At 53.2% G+C, this 19,245-nt stretch carries 19 protein-coding genes; 16 read left to right on the top strand and 3 right to left on the bottom strand.

Going from position 1 to position 19,245, the window contains the following annotated elements; all coding sequences use genetic code 11:
- Positions 1-110 precede the first annotated feature (110 nt).
- Entirely contained in the window at positions 111-1,322 is a 1,212-nt protein-coding gene (gene yedE, locus ACMYSK_RS05265) for a selenium metabolism membrane protein YedE/FdhT (RefSeq protein ID WP_434640787.1), read from the top strand.
- Entirely contained in the window at positions 1,319-1,552 is a 234-nt protein-coding gene (gene yedF, locus ACMYSK_RS05260) for a sulfurtransferase-like selenium metabolism protein YedF (RefSeq protein ID WP_434640785.1), read from the top strand. Before yedE ends, yedF begins: the two co-directional genes overlap by 4 nt.
- Positions 1,553-1,601: 49 nt before the next feature.
- On the opposite strand, the gene ACMYSK_RS05255 is transcribed toward yedF, so the two are convergent.
- The gene (locus ACMYSK_RS05255; protein WP_434640784.1) at positions 1,602-2,417 is read right to left on the bottom strand and encodes a MetQ/NlpA family lipoprotein; all 816 of its coding nucleotides are present in this window, start codon (positions 2,415-2,417) and stop codon (positions 1,602-1,604) included.
- Between the two features lie 510 nt (positions 2,418-2,927).
- Between ACMYSK_RS05255 and dgcJ the strand changes: the two genes are divergently transcribed.
- Complete coding sequence (dgcJ, locus tag ACMYSK_RS05250) at positions 2,928-4,460, top strand: diguanylate cyclase DgcJ (RefSeq protein ID WP_434640783.1); 1,533 nt, start codon at positions 2,928-2,930, stop codon at positions 4,458-4,460.
- 42 nt (positions 4,461-4,502) lie between these two features.
- On the opposite strand, the gene ACMYSK_RS05245 is transcribed toward dgcJ, so the two are convergent.
- A complete protein-coding gene (locus ACMYSK_RS05245; protein WP_434643874.1) occupies positions 4,503-5,192 on the bottom strand; it encodes a hypothetical protein in 690 nt (229 codons plus the stop codon).
- A gap of 497 nt (positions 5,193-5,689) precedes the next feature.
- Here ACMYSK_RS05245 and add point away from each other — a divergent pair, with 497 nt between their 5' ends.
- Positions 5,690-6,691 carry an adenosine deaminase gene (gene add, locus ACMYSK_RS05240; RefSeq protein ID WP_434640782.1) on the top strand — a complete coding sequence of 334 codons (1,002 nt, stop codon included), beginning with the start codon at positions 5,690-5,692 and terminating at the stop codon, positions 6,689-6,691.
- A gap of 37 nt (positions 6,692-6,728) precedes the next feature.
- On the opposite strand, the gene ACMYSK_RS05235 is transcribed toward add, so the two are convergent.
- On the bottom strand, positions 6,729-7,769 hold the full coding sequence (locus ACMYSK_RS05235; RefSeq protein ID WP_434640781.1) for an oxidoreductase: 1,041 nt from the start codon (positions 7,767-7,769) through the stop codon (positions 6,729-6,731).
- A 188-nt stretch (positions 7,770-7,957) separates the two neighbouring features.
- Between ACMYSK_RS05235 and blr the strand changes: the two genes are divergently transcribed.
- The 12 genes from blr (at position 7,958) to dtpA (ending at position 19,185) form a co-directional block, all read left to right on the top strand.
- Positions 7,958-8,107: a division septum protein Blr gene (gene blr / locus ACMYSK_RS05230; RefSeq protein WP_434640779.1), complete on the top strand. Its 150-nt coding sequence runs from the start codon at positions 7,958-7,960 to the stop codon at positions 8,105-8,107.
- A gap of 126 nt (positions 8,108-8,233) precedes the next feature.
- The gene (locus ACMYSK_RS05225) at positions 8,234-9,604 is read left to right on the top strand and encodes a GH1 family beta-glucosidase (RefSeq protein ID WP_434640778.1); all 1,371 of its coding nucleotides are present in this window, start codon (positions 8,234-8,236) and stop codon (positions 9,602-9,604) included.
- A gap of 217 nt (positions 9,605-9,821) precedes the next feature.
- Positions 9,822-10,037 carry a transcription modulator YdgT gene (gene ydgT, locus ACMYSK_RS05220; RefSeq protein ID WP_100683685.1) on the top strand — a complete coding sequence of 72 codons (216 nt, stop codon included), beginning with the start codon at positions 9,822-9,824 and terminating at the stop codon, positions 10,035-10,037.
- A 68-nt stretch (positions 10,038-10,105) separates the two neighbouring features.
- Positions 10,106-10,546 carry a DUF2569 domain-containing protein gene (locus ACMYSK_RS05215; protein ID WP_434640776.1) on the top strand — a complete coding sequence of 147 codons (441 nt, stop codon included), beginning with the start codon at positions 10,106-10,108 and terminating at the stop codon, positions 10,544-10,546.
- A gap of 79 nt (positions 10,547-10,625) precedes the next feature.
- On the top strand, positions 10,626-11,207 hold the full coding sequence (gene rsxA, locus ACMYSK_RS05210; RefSeq protein ID WP_015366851.1) for an electron transport complex subunit RsxA: 582 nt from the start codon (positions 10,626-10,628) through the stop codon (positions 11,205-11,207).
- A gap of 1 nt (position 11,208) precedes the next feature.
- Complete coding sequence (gene rsxB, locus ACMYSK_RS05205; RefSeq protein WP_434640774.1) at positions 11,209-11,787, top strand: electron transport complex subunit RsxB; 579 nt, start codon at positions 11,209-11,211, stop codon at positions 11,785-11,787.
- Complete coding sequence (rsxC, locus tag ACMYSK_RS05200; protein WP_434640772.1) at positions 11,780-14,056, top strand: electron transport complex subunit RsxC; 2,277 nt, start codon at positions 11,780-11,782, stop codon at positions 14,054-14,056. The genes rsxB and rsxC overlap by 8 nt, the downstream gene beginning before the upstream one ends.
- A complete protein-coding gene (rsxD, locus tag ACMYSK_RS05195; protein WP_434640770.1) occupies positions 14,057-15,109 on the top strand; it encodes an electron transport complex subunit RsxD in 1,053 nt (350 codons plus the stop codon).
- A 9-nt stretch (positions 15,110-15,118) separates the two neighbouring features.
- Positions 15,119-15,739 (top strand): electron transport complex subunit RsxG, encoded by a 621-nt coding sequence (gene rsxG / locus ACMYSK_RS05190; RefSeq protein ID WP_434643871.1) that lies wholly within the window; start codon positions 15,119-15,121, stop codon positions 15,737-15,739.
- 3 nt (positions 15,740-15,742) lie between these two features.
- Positions 15,743-16,447 (top strand): electron transport complex subunit E, encoded by a 705-nt coding sequence (locus ACMYSK_RS05185; RefSeq protein WP_434640765.1) that lies wholly within the window; start codon positions 15,743-15,745, stop codon positions 16,445-16,447.
- Positions 16,444-17,079 (top strand): endonuclease III, encoded by a 636-nt coding sequence (gene nth, locus ACMYSK_RS05180; protein ID WP_434640763.1) that lies wholly within the window; start codon positions 16,444-16,446, stop codon positions 17,077-17,079. The genes ACMYSK_RS05185 and nth overlap by 4 nt, the downstream gene beginning before the upstream one ends.
- Positions 17,080-17,679: 600 nt before the next feature.
- The gene (dtpA, locus tag ACMYSK_RS05175; RefSeq protein ID WP_434640761.1) at positions 17,680-19,185 is read left to right on the top strand and encodes a dipeptide/tripeptide permease DtpA; all 1,506 of its coding nucleotides are present in this window, start codon (positions 17,680-17,682) and stop codon (positions 19,183-19,185) included.
- Positions 19,186-19,245 lie beyond the last annotated feature (60 nt).

The raw sequence follows: 19,245 nt of genomic DNA, 5'->3' as shown, positions 1-19,245 counted from the left end.
ACGGAGCCATTTTGATCCTGTCGAGCGTTTTCTCTTAATGAGCGGCGTATTATCCCCCCTCTTTAACCCCGCCCGGGGTGATTTACCTTCTGAGTTCAGAGGCATCTTTCATGACATGGCAACAATTCAAGCAGGCCTACCTGATTAAATTTTGGGCGCCAGCCCCTGCGGTTATCGCGGCAGGTATTCTTTCAACCTATTATTTTGGTATTACCGGCACATTCTGGGCCGTGACCGGTGAATTTACCCGCTGGGGCGGGCAATTATTACAGCTTGCCGGTGTACATACCGAACAGTGGGGATATTTTAAACTCATTCATCTCGATGGAACGCCGTTAACCCGTATTGATGGCATGATGATTATCGGCATGTTTGGTGGCTGTTTCGCGGCCGCGCTGTGGGCGAACAACGTTAAATTACGCCTGCCACGCAGCCGGATCCGTATTATTCAGGCCGTAGCCGGTGGGATTATTGCCGGTTTCGGCGCACGCCTGGCGATGGGCTGTAACCTGGCGGCCTTCTTTACCGGTATTCCTCAGTTCTCCCTCCATGCCTGGTTTTTTGCCATCGCGACAGCAATCGGAACCTGGTTTAGCGCACGTTTTACTCTGCTGCCCCTGTTCCGTATCCCGGTGAAGATGCAGAAAGTATCTGCGGCGTCGCCATTAACGCAAAAACCGGCACAGGCGCGGCGCCGCTTTCGTTTAGGTATGCTGGTGTTCTTTGCCATGATCGCCTGGGGATTACTGACCGCGGTCAATCAGCCAAAACTCGGGCTGGCTATGCTATTTGGCGTTGGGTTCGGCCTGCTGATTGAACGGGCGCAAATCTGCTTTACCTCCGCGTTCCGCGATATGTGGATTACCGGACGTACCTATATGGCCAAAGCGATTATCTTCGGGATGGCGGCGAGCGCGATTGGTATTTTCAGCTACGTCCAACTGGGTATGGAACCCAAAATCATGTGGGCCGGCCCGAATGCAGTTATCGGCGGCCTGCTGTTCGGTTTTGGTATCGTGCTGGCCGGCGGCTGTGAAACCGGCTGGATGTATCGTGCCGTCGAAGGCCAGGTTCACTACTGGTGGGTAGGCCTTGGCAACGTTATTGGTTCGACGATTCTGGCCTACTTCTGGGATGATTTGTCGCCGATGCTGGCCACCAGCTGGGATAAAGTCAACCTGCTCGCCACCTTCGGGCCTTTTGGCGGCCTGCTGGTGACCTATCTGTTGTTATTTATCGCACTGATGCTGGTTATTGTCTGGGAGAAACGTTTTTTCCGTCAGAAGGCTATCGCGATGGCCAACGTTAAGGAGTCCGCATGAAAACTATCGTTCCCGATTATCGTCTCGATATGGTAGGTGAACCCTGCCCCTATCCGGCCGTAGCGACCCTTGAGGCGATGCCCTCGCTCAAAAAAGGCGAGATTCTGGAAGTGATCAGCGATTGCCCGCAGTCGATTAATAATATTCCGCAGGATGCGCGCAACTACGGCTATACGGTACTGGATATTCAGCAGGACGGGCCAACCATCCGCTATTTGATCCAGAAGTAACACTGCACAGGCCGGGGACAACCTTCTCCCCGGCCTGATTCAGCATGAACTACCAGCCTTTGACCGCGTCACCTTTGTACAGCTCTTCCGCGGCAGCGGCGACTTCATCACTTTGGTACGCTTTCACCAGGTTTTTCACCTTTGCACTGTCTTTATTGTCAATGCGGCTGGCGAAGATATTCACGTAGGGCGAGTCCTTATCTTCAACAAACAGCCCGTTGCGGCTCGGCGAGAGTCCCACCTGACTGGAGAACGTTGTGTTAATCACGGCGAGCGCGATTTGCCGATCGTCAAGCGCACGAGTCAGCTGCGGTGCCTCAATTTCAACGATTTTCAGCTTCTTCGGGTTATTCACAATATCTAACGATGTCGGCAGCAGACCCACCCCATCCTTAAGAGTAATCAGCCCCTGTTTTTGCAACAGCAGCAGCGAACGGCCAAGGTTAGTCGGATCGTTCGGCACCGCAACCTGAGCACCTTCAGGCAGTTCGTCAATTGAATGTATTTTCTTCGAATAGGCGGCTATCGGATAGACAAAGGTCGTTCCCACTTCAACCAGCTTATAACCCCGCTCCTGGATCTGTTTATCCAGGTACGGCTTATGCTGGAAAGCGTTGATGTCCAGATCGCCATTATTCAGCGCTTCATTCGGCAGGACGAAATCGTTAAAGGTGATGACTTCGACATCAAGGTTATATTTCTCTTTCGCCACTTTTTGCGCAACCGCCCATACCTGCTGATCGATCCCCGCACTGATACCAACTTTTATATGATTAGGGTCCTGTCCGTCAGGGCCACAGGCGGCGAGCAGCGCAGTGCTGGCAACCACCAACGAAACAGCAAATTTTTTTAGCGTAAATACCATAATCCCAGGGTCCTTTTTAAAATAGCCTGCCATTCATGGCAGTAAAATTAGAGCCTGACACTATAAGAAATATCTTTGGCAATATTAAAGACTGATTCACTATGATTTATAGCGATTGGCTATGAGCGCAGCCCCTGGCACACACGTGACGAAGATGACCACACTGCGGATAAAGCAAGATTCCGGTTTAAGTCACTGGCAATACGGCCTAATGAAGATTAAAATTTCAATCTGGTTGCTGATGAAAGGGATTTTTCATGAATAACAATACCCACCTACGCGAGTTGAACGCAATTGCGCCCAATAGGCCGGCGCATGCTCACCACGTGAGGGTGTTTTTACGCCGGGGCGAAAGCATGAACATCAAATATGCCAGGCGCAAATATTGTCTTTCTGATTTCTGCTCGCCATTGTGGATGGGTACGTTGATGTACCCGGGCGCGACATTACGAGGTTTCCCGCGCAGTGGGACCCGGGCCATCACCGCTTCATGTACACAGGTAATTTAGGATGGACAGCAACACCCTTTCCTTGCGTTTCAGGTATATCAATACGTTGATCGTTATTATGACCACCGCGATTTTCATTGGGTTGGTCACGCGGGAATACCGGGAACTGGAAAAATACATGGACTACGTGGCAGAAAACGGAAGATCAGCGCTCTCCCACGCGGAATATATCAATCAGAATATGGCGTTTCAGCTTTCCAGAGCTTTTTCTGTTATCCCTTCGCCGTCGGATGAGCAAAAGAACGAGCGTGACGGTATTTGTCAGCACCTTGAATCGGTCAATGGCGTGCTGGGTTTAAACCTGACCAGCCAGACCTATCATGGTTTAAACGGGACGTTGCAAACCCGTAATTCAGACTGCCGGGCCTGGGCTCAGGACGTGCCGGCGCTTTCGGTTATTCAAAACGATCATCGGATGTCGGTGTCAAAATATACCTTTTCCAGCTATCGTGGCTATATTTTCAATAACGTCAGATATTATATCGACCTGATTAATGACTATATCTATATTAATAAAATCATTGACGCCAACAAATACAAATTCGATAACTGGCTGGTTCGCGATGATAACGTGATCGATATTACCCGCAGCGCCCATACCATCAGCATCGATCGCCGGGCACTCAATGACTTGCTCCATGGAGAAAATATCACCTCCCATGTTTACCGGGACGGCTATACGAAAAAAAATATTATCAGTATGTTAACCCCGGTTTTTCAAAACGGCGTGATCAAAGGGATTATCGTCACCGATGTCAATATCGATGATTTAGCCACCGCCTTTTACACCGCGGATCGGCCGTTGCTCTGGCGCTTCCTGTCGCTGTACGTGACGGATGAATCTAGCGCCGATGATATTTATTTTCACCGTTCGATGATTAAATCTTTTAATATCATTAAGTACAAAGAGAATCTAACCCCGCTCTATGTTTTAAATGTTAAACTGGATCTTATCTATTTCATTATCAACAATTTATGGCTGGTATTTCTGTACTTTATCAGCACCTGGTTGCTGTGCCGCTATACTAAAAAACAAATGGCACGCCATGCCGAGCTGTCTAAAGATAATATTACTGATGCCATGACTGGCCTTTATAACAGAAAAGTGTTAAACGATGCGCTGAGCAATAAAATAGACGCAGCCCTGAAAAAGAATATCCCCGTCACGCTGGTGTCTATTGACAGTGATGGTTTGAAAAGAATCAATGACACACTCGGGCACGATATGGGCGACCGGGTCATTCAATCTCTGGGACAATCCATTGAGCTTTCCATTCGTAAAAGTGACTATGGCATCCGCCTCGGAGGCGATGAATTTATATTAATCCTCATCGATACCGACTACGCGAAAAGCTTAGAGGTGGTATCCCGAATCAAAGAAAACTTACGCTATACGGATAAGGAAAAACGGGTCTCTTTCTCACATGGCAACCATCAGTTAGAGCCTGATGACTCACTTGAAAGCGCGATCAAAAAATCCGATAAGCTGTTGTATGTTAACAAAAGAAATAAATACAGCGACACTGCAAAATAGCCAGGACCAACGTGCCTGCGGGAAAGCGGCTAGCCGATAGCCTCATCTCTGGAAATCAACGGCATCACAGCGGGCCCAGTTGTAGCTCACCCTGGCAAACTTCAGTTCTCCGCAAACCGTACCGAACCGAAGCGCCTGATTCTGGCGGAAGTACTGGCGCAGCCGTTCGGGAAGATAGCCGGCACCGTAGCGAAGGAGCGTGCTGTGCCAGAAGGGAGCCGGAAGCGGCGTGGTGGCGTGCCTGGCGAGCAGCTCTTCTTTCCACTGCGAGCCAAGGACTTTCTGGCAAAACGCATGTCGCATCGCCAGAGCCGCGTCGTCCGGGATCCCGGCCAACAGCAGCTGACCGGGAAGGGCAACGAGTCGCAGATCCCTGACGGTAATACGTTGAGCCTGATACGCCGCCCACATATCGACTAGCTGCTCAAGTTTACCCGGGAGAGCCTCATTTTCTGCGTATAGCGGAAGTGTCAAAGGTAAGAACGTGAAATGAAAACTCGCCACAGGCAGCCTGTCCGCCAGCGTATCATTGTGCACAAGTTCGCCGAGTTCATTGAAAAGCAGGCGTATTTGCGCAGACATTGCGGGTTGTATTCCCGTGGCAAGCGCCAGCTTTGTCGGGTCATAGGCTGGCGTATCACGAACCTCACCGATCCCCTCATTTTCCCGCCAGTCCGCCAGAGTTTGGTCGTTAGTGGATTGATATATGCGGTCTAAGCAAGTCGCTTTCATCATTTAAAGGTTGTCTGGCATGGGATGAGTCGTTGGAGTATATCGTATTCAGGAGCGTTCAAACTCACCGTGGCGGGTTCGGGCCGGGTGCCCTCTTCGCTCCCGAATACCTGGCGTATGGCCGTTTAAGACCATCAGAGAATACCGATTTCAAGCAATGCGCCGAACACCAGCAACAAAAATAAAATAGTGACGAGTGGAATATGCATTCTTACCTCCATGTAAGATGATTCTTAGAACAATAATGACCGCTATTGCAACATAGTTCATTGAGAATCCTCACAATAGCAAAAATTCTCGTCAACTCCTGATCTCATCCACAATATCAGCCAAACGCAGTCATCTGGCGATATGCCGCGTTGACAGGGAGCCTGGTCACTCATGGACGATTGCCAGGCTGCCGGATGAGTGTATCTCCTGGATATTCACAATACTTTTAAAGCGTTAAAAAGTTGCTGTATAATGACGTGCACTTTAACTAAAAAATGAGTGCGACCATGATTGATTTATCTTTGCCATTAACCGACATTCACCGCCACCTTGACGGCAATATTCGTGCCCAAACCATTCTCGATCTTGGCCGCCAGTTCAATATCACTCTTCCTGCCAGCACGCTCGACGCTCTGATCCCGCATGTTCAGGTCACCAGCAATGAACCTGACCTGGTCAGTTTCCTTGCGAAACTGGACTGGGGCGTGAAGGTTCTGGCCTCGCTGGAAGCCTGTCGCCGCGTGGCTTATGAAAACGTCGAAGATGCGGCGCGTAACGGTCTACACTACGTCGAACTGCGCTTTTCGCCGCGTTATATGGCAATGACCCACCAGTTGCCGGTCGACGGCGTGGTTGAGGCCGTGATTGCCGGCGTACGTGAAGGCAGCCGCGATTTTAACGTCGAAACCCGCCTGATTGGTATTCTGAGCCGGACCTTCGGCGAAGCGGCCTGCCAGCAGGAACTGGATGCGCTGCTTGCTCACCGCGATGCGATTACCGCGCTGGATCTGGCGGGTGATGAACTCGGTTTCCCGGGGAGTCTGTTTATGGAGCACTTTACGCTCGCCCGCGACGCCGGCTGGCGTATCACCGTGCACGCCGGCGAAGCAGCCGGTCCGGAAAGCATCTGGCAGGCCATTCGTGAGCTGGGGGCGGAACGTATCGGGCACGGCGTTAAAGCCGTCGAGGATCCGGCATTGATGGATTATCTTGCACAGCAGCGTATCGGCATTGAGTCCTGCCTGACTTCCAATATTCAGACCAGCACCGTGGCATCACTGGCTCAGCACCCGCTAAAAACGTTCCTTGAACACGGCGTTCTGGCATCTATCAATACCGATGATCCGGCGGTGCAAGGTATCGATATTATTCACGAATACACCGTAGCCGCACCGGCAGCAGGCCTGAGCCGCGAACAAATTCGCCAGGCACAGATCAACGGTCTGGAACAGGCGTTTCTAAGTCCTCAAGAAAAAGCAGCGCTGATTCAGCGCGTTCAGCAAGCCTGATACGCAGCCCGGCAGCCTGCCTGCCGGGCAACTGCTGCTATATCAGACACAGGGTCGCGCGGTGTTTTGCCGACTCCAGGCCGAGCTCAATCAGCTCCATAATCTGTATGGCCTGGCCGGCGGGGACCGGGTTTTCACCGCTCCCGTTGAGCGCATCGCGAATGGCGGCATAATAAGCCGGATAGTTGCCCGGAAGAGTCATCCAGCTATCGACCGTGCGCTCTTCACCTTCAACGCGGGTTAAAACACCATCGCGCATATCGTATCCCCAATCTTCCTGCGGCAGCCGTTCGCCATTTTTCAGTCGCTCCTCCTGGGGATCGAGGCCATATTTTACATAGCTTGCCCGCGAACCGTGGACGATATAACGCGCGGTTTCAGCCGCCGCCAGCAGCGTACCGTGCAGCACCACCCGCCGCTGGGGATAGGCCAGCACGGCGTGGAAATAGTCGGTAGCCTGGGCACCCGGACGCAGCTGGGCTAAATCAACGGTGATACTGACCGGCAAACCAAATAAGTTGACGATCTGATCGAGAAGATGTGGACCCAAATCGTACCAGATCCCACTTCCTGGTCCGCCCTGTTCGCGCCAGCGGTTACGCACCTGCGGACGGTAGCGATCGACGTGCGATTCGAGATAGCACACCTCTCCCAACAGCCCTTCGCTAATGAGTGATTTCAGCGTCAGAAAATCGCTATCCCAGCGCCGATTGTGAAAAACGGAAAGCAGCCGGCCACAGCGTCGGGCAATAACATCCAGCTCTCTCGCTTGTGACAGTGTCACGGTAAAGGGTTTATCAACGATAACGTGCTTACCCGCTTCCAGCGCGGCCTTCGCCAGCGGGAAATGGGTATCGTTTGGCGTAGGTATGACAATCAGATCAATCTCGGGGTTGCTGAGTAATTTCCCGGCATCGGCCACAACGTTCACCGTGGGCCAGTCGGCGTGAACTTTCCCTTCATCGCTGCTGGATACCGCGGCCAGGGTCATTCCCGGCGTACCGCTAATTAACGGCGCATGGAAAGTTTTACTCGCGTACCCGTAGCCTGTGATCCCCACCCGAATAGTGTCACTCATCTTGCAGCCCTCTCGCTCAAGGATTTTCGCCCTCTGATAACTATAAGCCCCAATTTATTTATTAGCTTTTCTTATGCTTCCCTATCGTTCATCTTTGCAGCGATTGTGACAATCTGTACCGCTAGCCCTTGCGTTACTCTCGTCATTTAGTAACATTTACCTCTGTTTTAACTTTCAATTTCAGAATTATGGCCAACGTTTTTAACAGAATTGTAGAACTTATTGGTTGGGTAGTATTCGGCGTTTCAGCCCTGCTTTTGGTTATCGCTCACCACATTGATAATTACCAATCCCCGCCTCCTGCTAATGTTGTACAAACGACCAGCCAGTCCCATTAGCCCGCCAGCCTCTGCTGACGTTAAACAGTGACCCACTTCGCAAGTGTGCAACCGGTTTCAGAAACCGGTTGCACACCTGTGAACGCATTCATTACACTCTCTTTATCATTCGATAAGGAGCTTTTCATGGCCGCATTTCCGCAACATTTTCTTTGGGGCGCCGCCACCGCAGCCTATCAGGTTGAAGGCGGCCACGACGCCGACGGTAAAGGCCCGTCAATCTGGGATATCTATGCCCATCAGCCCGGCGCAACGTTTGAGAATACCAATGGCGACGTCGCGGTCGATCACTACCACCGCTTTCGTGAAGACGTCGCCCTGATGGCTGAGATGGGCCTGCAAAGCTATCGCTTTTCTATCTCCTGGCCCCGCTTACTGCCTCTGGGGCGCGGTGAAGTTAATGAAGCTGGCGTTCAGTTTTACAGCGACTTGATCGATGAGCTGCTGGCACACAATATCGAACCAATGATTACGCTCTATCACTGGGACCTGCCGCAGGCGCTGCAGGATGAGGGCGGCTGGGAAGTCCGGAGCACCGCCGAAGCATTCGCCGACTACGCCCGCTTGTGCTACGAGCGTTACGGTTCCCGCGTGAAGCTGTGGGCAACCTTTAACGAAACGATTGTGTTCATCGGACATGGCTATATTAATGGCTGCCACCCTCCCGCGGTTCGCGATCCGGCGCGCGCGATTCAGGCCTGTCACCACGTTTTTATTGCCCACGCGCTGGCGGTGAAGCAGTTCCGCGAAAGCGGAATCAACGGCGAGATTGGATTCGTCAACGTACTGCAACCGCATACGCCGCTCACCGACAGCGAAGAAGACCGCCAGGCGACCAACATGGCAGATGCGATTCACACGCACTGGCTATACGACCCCGTTTTAAAAGGTCATTACCCCGAGTCCTTGCTGCAACAGACGCAAACTCTGTGGGGCGTCCCGCAGTTTGCCCCCGGCGATGACGCGCTGCTGCGCGAAAACCGCTGTGATTTTATCGGGCTTAACTATTATCGCCGTGAAACCGTCTCTGCGCAGCCTCAGGAAGGGCTAAGCGGTGGTGAACCGGGCGTCGAGGGACTGTTTTATTTCGTACGCAACCCGCAAAGCACCTATACCGAATGGGGTTGGGAGATTTGGCCGCAGGGGTTAACCGACGGCATAATGATGATCAAAGAACGCTACGGTGATATTCCTGTTTACATCACCGAAAATGGTCTGGGCGCAAAAGATCCCATTATTGACGGTGAAATCGTTGATGATCCACGTATCGACTATCTTAGCAGCCATATTACAGCCCTGGAAAAAGCCCTCGACGCCGGTGCCGACGTCCGCGGTTATTATCCCTGGTCCTTTATTGATCTATTGAGCTGGCTGAACGGTTACCAAAAACAATACGGCTTTGTGTATGTTGATCATCAGCAAGCGCTCGCCCGTAAACGTAAGAAGAGCTTTTTTTGGTATCAAAACGTTATTGCCAGCCGAGGCAAACAGCGTTAATCTTCTCTCCCAGGCGCCGCCCGGCGCCTGCTTAAGCCATAGAATATTCTTAAATTTCTTTTGACTACTCCAGGAACGAAATCAGTTCTTGTCTTTAGTATTTACAACCTAAATAATTCCGCCAGGCCCGTTAAGAAGGCTCTGTTCGTTGAAAGCAGGTTTACTCGCAGTTGGTAATATTCGACTTGTTTATTCCGATTATAAAATGGAAACGCAAATGACCGTCCAGGACTACTTATTAAAATTCCGTAAAATCAGTTCGCTTGAAAGTCTGGAAAAACTTTTTGACCACCTTAACTATTCTCTGACCGACACGGCGGAAATCGTCAACATGTATCGTGCCGCCGACCACCGTCGGGCGGAACTGGTTTCTGGCGGTAAACTGTTCGATATCGGGCAGGTTCCGAAGTCCGTCTGGCGTTACGTGCAATAAAGACTGTTCTCAACCATGCCAGTTGCTTATACTCCCGCTCTTTATTTTCATTAAATCCGGGAGAAATCATGTCTTCTCACTCTGCAGAACGTATCGGCGGGTGGCTGCTGGCGCCTCTGGCATGGCTACTGGTTGCACTGCTTAGCACGTCGCTGTCGCTGCTGATATTTGCTAATGCATTGATGGCTTCCCAGACTTACGCCCTGCTGGCTGATATGAGCGCAGGACATCTCCTGCTTTGGGTGGGGTCGCTGCTGTTTGCTATCGGCATGTGGTACTATACCCTGTGGCTGACCATAGCGTTTTTCAAACGGCGCAGCGTGGTACCGAAGCACTATATTATCTGGCTGCTCATCTCTTTGCTGTTGGCGATAAAGGCCTTTGCTTTTTCACCCATTCCAGATGTTATGGCCCTGCGCCAGCTTTTGTTTCCGCTTCTCGCTGCGGCGCTGTTAGTCCCCTATTTCAAACGTTCAAAACGGGTTAAACGAACCTTCGTGAATTCGTAATAACCACACAGTTAACCTGTTGTCGCCGGTTTCGATTTATTCGATAATAGGCGGCTTTTTCCGTTTTCAGGTCGAGTTGATGGCTGATTATTTACTGCTCTTTGTGGGTACTGTCCTTGTAAACAACTTCGTACTGGTGAAGTTTCTTGGACTGTGCCCGTTTATGGGGGTTTCCAAAAAACTGGAAACCGCTATGGGGATGGGACTGGCCACCACCTTTGTGATGACGCTGGCCTCTATCTGCGCCTGGTTAATTGATACCTGGATTCTCATTCCGCTGAATCTGGTCTATCTTCGTACGCTGGCCTTTATTCTGGTCATCGCGGTGGTGGTTCAGTTTACCGAGATGGTCGTGCGTAAAACCAGCCCCGCGCTGTATCGCCTGCTCGGCATTTTCTTACCGCTTATCACCACCAACTGTGCGGTGCTGGGCGTTGCGCTGCTGAATATTAACCTCGGGCATAACTTCTTGCAGTCCGCGTTGTACGGATTTGCCGCCGCGGTTGGTTTCTCGCTGGTGATGGTTCTGTTTGCGGCAATTCGTGAACGCCTGGTCGTTGCGGATGTGCCAGCGCCGTTTCGCGGTAACGCCATTGCCCTGGTCACTGCGGGTTTAATGTCGCTGGCATTTATGGGCTTTAGTGGTTTGGTGAAGTTGTAATATGAGTGCAGTCTGGATAGCCGTTATCGCCATAAGCCTGCTGGGGCTGATTTTTGGCGTAATTCTGGGATATGCCTCCCGTCGGTTTGAAGTAGAAGATGATCCGGTCGTTGAAAAAGTCGATGAGCTACTTCCGCAAAGTCAATGCGGGCAGTGCGGCTACCCCGGCTGCCGTCCTTATGCTGAAGCCGTCGGCACGCAGGGTGAGAAAATTAACCGCTGCGCCCCTGGTGGCGAAGCGGTGATGCTGAAGATTGCTACCCTGCTGAACGTCGACCCGCAGCCCATCGATGGCGATGAACAAGAGCTCGAGCCCCCACGCATGCTCGCGGTGATTGACGAAAAAAACTGCATCGGATGCACGAAATGCATCCAGGCCTGCCCGGTTGATGCAATTGTCGGCGCGACCCGTGCGATGCACACAGTGATGAGCGACCTTTGCACAGGCTGTAATCTCTGCGTCGCCCCCTGCCCGACGCAGTGTATAGAAATGGTGCCTGTCGCGACGACCACTGAAAACTGGAAGTGGGATCTGCACACTATTCCGGTTCGCAATATTCCTGTGGAACAACATGTTTAAGCTATTTTCCGCGTTCAGAAAAGACAAAGTCTGGGACTTCAACGGCGGTATCCACCCGCCGGAAATGAAAAGCCAGTCTAACGGCACGCCACTGCGCCAGGTTTCCCTGCCGCAGCAGTTGGTTATCCCGCTAAAGCAGCATATCGGCGCGGAGGGTGAACTCTGCGTACAGCCAGGCGATCGCGTTCTACGCGGTCAGCCTCTGACCCGCGGTTGGGGACGAATGTTACCGGTACATGCTCCCACCTCCGGTGTCGTCAGCGCTATCGCGCCGCACTCCACCGCCCACCCTTCCGCGCTGGCGGAAATGAGCGTTATCATCGATGCCGACGGCGAAGACCGCTGGATTGAGCGTGACGGCTGGAGTGATTACCAGAACAAAACCCGCGAAGAGCTTATCGAGCGCATTCATCAGTTCGGCGTAGCCGGCCTGGGCGGCGCGGGATTCCCGACGGGCGCCAAATTGCGCGGCGGCGGCGACAAGATTGAAACCCTGATCATTAACGCCGCCGAATGCGAACCCTATATTACCGCCGACGATCGTCTGATGCAGGATTGCGCAGCGCAAATTATCGCTGGTATCCGAATCCTGGCCCATATTTTACAGCCGCGTCAGGTGCTGATCGGTATTGAGGATAATAAACCACAGGCTATCTCTATGCTGCGGGCGGTTCTTTCCGATGCTCACGGCATTGAGCTGCGGGTCATTCCCACCAAATACCCTTCCGGTGGCGCTAAGCAATTGACGCAGATCCTCACCGGTAAACAAGTGCCCCACGGCGGACGCTCATCGGACATCGGGATCCTGATGCAAAACGTCGGGACCGCTTACGCAGTTAAACGCGCGGTGATCGACGGTGAACCGCTGACTGAGCGCGTGGTCACGCTCACGGGCGAGGCGGTTTCCCGCCCGGGCAACGTGTGGGCGCGACTGGGAACCCCGGTCCGCCATCTGCTGGAAGACGCTGGATTTTGCCCGAGCGCCGAGCAGATGGTCATCATGGGTGGCCCGTTAATGGGATTCACCCTGCCGTGGCTCGACGTGCCGGTGGTAAAAATCACCAACTGCCTGCTGGCCCCGTCAGCAAGCGAAATGGGTGAAGCCGAAGAAGAAAAAGGCTGTATTCGCTGTAGCGCCTGTGCCGATGCCTGTCCTGCTGACCTGCTCCCGCAGCAGCTGTACTGGTTCAGCAAAGGCCAGCAGCACGATAAAGCGACTGCGCATAACCTGGCCGATTGTATCGAATGCGGTGCCTGTGCCTGGGTTTGCCCAAGTAATATTCCGCTGGTGCAATATTTCCGCCAGGAAAAGGCGGAGATTGACGCTATCCGTCAGGAAGAAAAACGCGCAGCAGAAGCCAAAGCGCGTTTTGAGGCCCGCCAGGCTCGCCTGGAGCGGGAAAAAGCCGCTCGTCTGGAACGCCATAAACAATCTGCCGTTCAGCCCGCAGCGAAAGATCACGCGGCGATTAACGCCGCCCTGGCCCGCGTGCGCGAAAAACAGCGCGATGTTACCCAGCCGATTATCATCCAGGCCGGTGCAAAACCGGACAACAGCGAAGCCATAGCCGCACGTGAGGCCCGTAAGGCCGAGGCCCGCGCCCGCAAGCTGGCACAGCAAAATCAGGAAACGGCGCAGCCCGCCACTGAAGCCGTAGACCCGCGTAAAGCCGCGGTAGAAGCCGCTATCGCCCGCGCTAAGGCCCGTAAGATCGAGCAGCAATCGGCTGCACCGGCTGACACACAGCCTGCGGCTGAAGCCGTAGACCCGCGTAAAGCCGCGGTAGAAGCCGCTATCGCCCGCGCCAAGGCCCGCAAGGCCGAACAGCAATCGGCTGCACCGGCTGACACACAGCCTGCGGATGAAGCCGTAGACCCGCGTAAAGCCGCGGTAGAAGCCGCTATCGCCCGCGCCAAGGCCCGCAAGGCCGAACAGCAATCGGCTGCCCCGGCTGACACACAGCCTGCGGCTGAAGCCGTTGACCCGCGTAAAGCCGCGGTAGAAGCCGCTATCGCCCGCGCTAAGGCCCGCAAGGCTGAGCAGCAATCGCCTGCCCCGGTTGACATACAACCTGCGGCTGAAGCCGTAGACCCGCGTAAAGCCGCGGTAGAAGCCGCTATCGCCCGTGCCAAGGCCCGTAAAGCCGAGCAGCAACAAGAGATGACCCAGTCGGCCGCCAACGACGATCCGCGCAAAGCCGCTGTCGCCGAAGCAATCGCCCGCGTTCAGGCCAGGAAAGCATCCCGGCAGGCAGTTAACGAGGAATAAATGGTTTTCAGAATCGCAAGCTCCCCTTATACCCACAACCAGCGTCAGACCTCACGGATTATGCTGCTGGTTCTGCTCGCTACCGTACCCGGCATCGTGGTTCAGACCTGGTTCTTTGGTTGGGGGACCGTTACCCAGCTCGTCCTGGCCGCCCTCACGGCCTGGACTACGGAAGCCGCGATCCTCAAATTGCGTAAACAGAATATTGCCGCCACGCTTGCCGATAACTCCGCGCTGCTGACCGGCTTGCTGCTGGCCATCAGTATTCCGCCGCTGGCTCCCTGGTGGATGGTGGTTCTGGGCACTGCCTTTGCCGTAATTATTGCCAAACAGCTGTACGGTGGTCTGGGCCACAACCCGTTTAACCCGGCAATGATTGGCTACGTTGTGCTGTTGATTTCATTCCCGGTGCAGATGACCTCCTGGCTGCCGCCGCATGAGATCGCGGCGACCGCTCCGGGTTTCATTGATGCCCTGCAGGTTATTTTCACCGGTCATACCGCCAGCGGCAGTGACATGAACGCGCTGCGCCTGGGTATCGATGGCATCAGCCAGGCCACGCCGCTGGATACGTTTAAAACATCTCTGCATGCCGGGCATGAGGTGAAGGAAATCCTTCATTTCCCAATCTACGGCGGCACGCTGGCGGGTCTCGGCTGGCAGTGGGTCAATATCGCCTACCTGGTTGGCGGCCTGTTTTTACTCTGGCAGAAGACCATTCGCTGGCATATTCCGGTGAGTTTCCTGTTAAGTCTCGCTCTCTGCGCGACGCTGAGCTGGCTGTTTTCACCGCAGAGCTTCGCCTCACCGCAGATACATCTGCTGTCCGGCGCCACAATGCTCGGCGCATTCTTTATTTTGACGGATCCGGTCACCGCCTCGACGACTAACCGCGGCCGCCTGATCTTCGGCGCTCTCGCCGGTCTGCTGGTCTGGCTCATCCGCTGCTTCGGCGGCTATCCTGACGGTGTCGCTTTTGCCGTACTGCTGGCGAACATCACCGTTCCGTTGATTGATTACTACACGCGCCCGCGCGTGTATGGCCACCGCTGAGGACCGATGATGTTAAAAAGCATGCGCAAACACGGCATCACGCTGGCGCTCTTTGCCGCCGGCTCTACCGGGTTAACCGCGGCCATCAATGAGCTGACGAAATCGACGATTGCTGAGCAGGCGGCAACGCAGCAAAAAGCGTTATTCAACCAGGTATTGCCCGCAGACCGCTATAATAACGATCTGCTGAAGAGCTGCTATCTGGTTACCGCCCCGCCGCTCGGCAAAGGTCAGCATAAGATCTGGATTGCTACAAATAATGACGCGCCGGTCGGCGTGGTTATGGAAGCCACAGCACCCGACGGGTATTCCGGTGCGATTCAGCTGCTGGTCGCCGCCGACTTTAAAGGTACCGTACTCGGAACCCGCGTGACGGAACATCATGAAACGCCGGGTCTTGGGGATAAAATTGAATTACGCCTGTCGGACTGGATAACCTACTTTGCCGGTAAAGTGATTCATGGGCCTGGCGACAGCCACTTTGCCGTGAAAAAAGACGGCGGCGATTTTGATCAGTTCACCGGCGCCACTATCACCCCACGAGCGGTGGTCAATGCGGTTAAGCGCGCCGGCCTGTATGCCCAAACGCTGCCGGCACAGATCCCCGAACTCACGGCCTGCGGAGAGTAATCCATGAGCGAAGTTAAAGACGTCATTGTTCAGGGGTTGTGGAAAAACAACTCCGCATTGGTTCAGCTGTTGGGCATGTGCCCCCTGCTCGCCGTAACCTCAACCGCAACCAATGCGTTGGGGCTTGGGCTGGCAACAACGCTGGTGCTCACGCTGACCAACCTGACCATCTCCAGCCTGCGCCGATGGACGCCGGCCGAGATCCGTATTCCGATTTATGTCATGATCATCGCCTCGGTCGTGAGCGTCGTGCAGATGCTGATTAACGCCTACGCATTTGGTCTGTACCAGTCGCTGGGGATTTTTATACCGCTGATCGTGACCAACTGTATCGTGGTCGGTCGTGCCGAAGCGTTCGCCGCCAAAAAAGGGCCGGCGCTATCGGCGCTGGATGGTTTCTCCATCGGCATGGGGGCAACCTGCGCAATGTTCGTCCTCGGTTCGCTGCGAGAAATCATCGGTAACGGAACCCTGTTTGATGGGGCCGATAGTCTGCTGGGCAGCTGGGCGAAAGTTCTGCGGATCGAAGTATTCCATACCGATACGCCGTTCCTGCTGGCGATGCTGCCGCCGGGCGCTTTTATCGGTTTAGGTATGATGCTGGCGGTGAAATACCTGATTGATGAACGTACCAAACAGCGTAAAGCAAAAGCAGCCGCAGCGAGCCACGCCGCACCGGCTGATGCTCACAGGGAAAGTCTGGGATGAATAAAAGCAAACGACTGGAAATACTGACCCGGCTGCGCAATAACGACCCGCATCCTACGACAGAGCTGAATTTCAGTTCACCGTTTGAATTATTGATAGCGGTCTTACTCTCCGCGCAGGCGACGGACGTCAGCGTGAACAAAGCCACGGCGAAGCTTTATCCCGTGGCCAATACGCCGGCCGCCATGCTGGCGCTGGGCGTAGATGGCGTCAAATCGTATATCAAGACCATCGGGTTGTTTAACAGCAAAGCAGAAAATGTGATTAAAACCTGTCGGATCCTGCTTGAGCAGCATAATGGCGAGGTTCCGGAGGACAGAGCGGCATTGGAAGCGCTTCCCGGCGTGGGCCGTAAAACTGCCAACGTGGTACTCAATACCGCCTTCGGCTGGCCAACGATTGCCGTCGATACGCATATTTTCCGCGTTTGCAATCGGACACAATTTGCCCCTGGGAAGAACGTTGAACAAGTGGAAGAAAAACTGCTAAAGGTGGTCCCCGCCGAGTTCAAAGTCGACTGCCATCATTGGCTCATTCTTCATGGTCGCTATACCTGCATTGCGCGAAAACCGCGCTGCGGCTCCTGCCTGATTGAAGATCTCTGCGAGTTTAAAGAGAAAGTCTACGCATAACATTTAAACAAAGCCATTACCCTACATCTGGTAATGGTTCTGCTTCCTCCGCTAATTCCCTGTCTTTCACGCCACTATTTCTGCGCTACGCAGGACAATAAACCGCCTATATAACACGCATCCAGGTTAATCATTTTTTGTGGAGAAAAAATTTCTATACATTTGTGATCCAGATCATCCACGCAACTTAATGTTAAATTATTGTTGTCACGATGATAAAGAAAGCCAGCATTTCCAATACCCGCACACCACTTACCAGGACAATACCCCATCATTTTTTAGGATTATGGGCTATATCACTATGTTCAAGGCTAATCAGCAGAATATATCGCCATTATCCGATCTTTTTCCTGTACCGACAGATAAAAATATCACCAATGTGTAAAAGGTGAAATTTAACTCTGTATAACATTTGAAAGACTGGCGTATTATAACGCCTAAGATATATGTAACAGAGTATTACAAAACTCTTGCCTGAATGGCCAGGATAGTGAACATTACTTCCCGTTTTCCCTCCAGAATAACTATAAAGGCGGCGGTCTTCTAAGATTGCGCCCCGAACACCCCCCGTTAATATGGGATGTAAAAAAAGAGGTATATGTGTCAACTGCAAACAATAAACCAGCAGAAAGCGTGAGTCTTAACGCTTTCAAACAACCGAAATCGTTCTACCTGATCTTCTCGATCGAATTATGGGAGCGTTTTGGTTATTACGGCCTGCAAGGGATCATGGCCGTTTACCTGGTAAAACAGCTGGGTATGTCAGAAGCGGATTCTATTACACTCTTCTCCTCCTTCAGCGCACTGGTTTATGGCCTCGTGGCTATCGGCGGCTGGCTGGGCGATAAAGTGCTCGGCACCAAACGCGTTATTATGCTGGGGACTATCGTCCTGGCTATTGGCTACGCGCTGGTGGCTTACTCCGGGCATGATGCAGCTATCGTTTATATGGGTATGGCGACCATCGCCGTCGGTAACGGTTTGTTTAAGGCTAACCCGTCTTCCCTGCTCTCGACCTGCTATGAGAAAGATGACCCGCGTCTTGATGGCGCATTTACGATGTACTACATGTCCATCAACATCGGTTCCTTCTTCTCCATGCTGGCTACACCCTGGCTGGCAGCGAAGTTTGGCTGGAGCATCGCCTTCTCTCTGAGCTTTGTCGGGATGCTGATCACCCTGGTGAACTTCATGTTCTGCAAAAAGTGGGTGAAAAACTACGGTTCTAAACCTGACTTCGCCCCGGTTCATTACGGCAAACTGCTGGCCACTATCGTCGGCGTAGTCATCCTGGTGGTGATTGCAACCTGGCTGCTGCACAACCAGGGTATTGCCCGTATGGTGCTGGGTGTCGTGGCTCTGGGCATCGTGATTATTTTTGCGAAAGAAGCCATTGCGATGCAAGGCGCTGCGCGTCGTAAGATGATTGTCGCCTTCATCCTGATGGTTCAGGCGATCGTCTTCTTCGTCCTCTACAGCCAGATGCCGACTTCACTGAACTTCTTTGCGATTCGTAACGTCGAGCATGCCATTCTGGGTATCACCTTCCAGCCTGAGCAGTTCCAGGCACTGAACCCGTTCTGGATTATGATCGGTAGCCCGATTCTGGCTGCTATTTATAACAAGATGGGTGACCGTCTGCCGATGCCGCACAAATTTGCGATCGGTATGGTGCTTTGCTCACTGGCCTTCCTCGTTCTGCCGCTGGGTGCGAAGTTTGCAACCGACGCCGGTATCGTCTCCGTTAACTGGCTGATTCTGAGCTACGCGCTGCAGAGTATCGGTGAGCTGATGATTTCTGGTCTGGGCCTGGCTATGGTGGCACAGCTGGTACCGCAGCGCCTGATGGGCTTTATCATGGGTAGCTGGTTCCTGACCACCGCGGGCGCCGCAATTATCGCCGGTAAAGTCGCGAACCTGATGGCGGTTCCGGATAACGTCACCGACCCGCTGCTGTCTCTGGCCGTATATGGTCATGTCTTCCTGCAGATTGGTATTGCTACCGCAGTTATCTCCGTGCTGATGTTTGCTATCGCGCCGAAACTGAACCGCATGACCCTGGACGATGACTCCGTAAGCAAAGCTCGCGATACGGCAACCGCTTAAGCGCTTCGGGAAAACCAATAAATTTAGGCCGCTAACGTTTTGTTAGCGGCTTTTTTTTTG

The organism is Klebsiella sp. I138, assembly GCF_051131765.1.
Classification (GTDB): domain Bacteria; phylum Pseudomonadota; class Gammaproteobacteria; order Enterobacterales; family Enterobacteriaceae; genus Klebsiella.
Note: the sequence above shows the minus strand (reverse complement) of the source record. Positions and strands in the feature narration are given on the sequence as shown.

Excerpts from the sequence above, each read along its gene's own strand:
- yedE (WP_434640787.1), top strand. The coding sequence starts at position 111 with ATGACATGGCAACAATTCAAGCAGGCCTACCTGATTAAATTTTGGGCG.
- yedF (WP_434640785.1), top strand. The coding sequence starts at position 1,319 with ATGAAAACTATCGTTCCCGATTATCGTCTCGATATGGTAGGTGAACCC.
- ACMYSK_RS05255 (WP_434640784.1), bottom strand. The coding sequence starts at position 2,417 with ATGGTATTTACGCTAAAAAAATTTGCTGTTTCGTTGGTGGTTGCCAGC.
- dgcJ (WP_434640783.1), top strand. The coding sequence starts at position 2,928 with ATGGACAGCAACACCCTTTCCTTGCGTTTCAGGTATATCAATACGTTG.
- ACMYSK_RS05245 (WP_434643874.1), bottom strand. The coding sequence starts at position 5,192 with ATGAAAGCGACTTGCTTAGACCGCATATATCAATCCACTAACGACCAA.
- add (WP_434640782.1), top strand. The coding sequence starts at position 5,690 with ATGATTGATTTATCTTTGCCATTAACCGACATTCACCGCCACCTTGAC.
- ACMYSK_RS05235 (WP_434640781.1), bottom strand. The coding sequence starts at position 7,769 with ATGAGTGACACTATTCGGGTGGGGATCACAGGCTACGGGTACGCGAGT.
- blr (WP_434640779.1), top strand. The coding sequence starts at position 7,958 with ATGGCCAACGTTTTTAACAGAATTGTAGAACTTATTGGTTGGGTAGTA.
- ACMYSK_RS05225 (WP_434640778.1), top strand. The coding sequence starts at position 8,234 with ATGGCCGCATTTCCGCAACATTTTCTTTGGGGCGCCGCCACCGCAGCC.
- ydgT (WP_100683685.1), top strand. The coding sequence starts at position 9,822 with ATGACCGTCCAGGACTACTTATTAAAATTCCGTAAAATCAGTTCGCTT.
- ACMYSK_RS05215 (WP_434640776.1), top strand. The coding sequence starts at position 10,106 with ATGTCTTCTCACTCTGCAGAACGTATCGGCGGGTGGCTGCTGGCGCCT.
- rsxA (WP_015366851.1), top strand. The coding sequence starts at position 10,626 with ATGGCTGATTATTTACTGCTCTTTGTGGGTACTGTCCTTGTAAACAAC.
- rsxB (WP_434640774.1), top strand. The coding sequence starts at position 11,209 with ATGAGTGCAGTCTGGATAGCCGTTATCGCCATAAGCCTGCTGGGGCTG.
- rsxC (WP_434640772.1), top strand. The coding sequence starts at position 11,780 with ATGTTTAAGCTATTTTCCGCGTTCAGAAAAGACAAAGTCTGGGACTTC.
- rsxD (WP_434640770.1), top strand. The coding sequence starts at position 14,057 with ATGGTTTTCAGAATCGCAAGCTCCCCTTATACCCACAACCAGCGTCAG.
- rsxG (WP_434643871.1), top strand. The coding sequence starts at position 15,119 with ATGTTAAAAAGCATGCGCAAACACGGCATCACGCTGGCGCTCTTTGCC.
- ACMYSK_RS05185 (WP_434640765.1), top strand. The coding sequence starts at position 15,743 with ATGAGCGAAGTTAAAGACGTCATTGTTCAGGGGTTGTGGAAAAACAAC.
- nth (WP_434640763.1), top strand. The coding sequence starts at position 16,444 with ATGAATAAAAGCAAACGACTGGAAATACTGACCCGGCTGCGCAATAAC.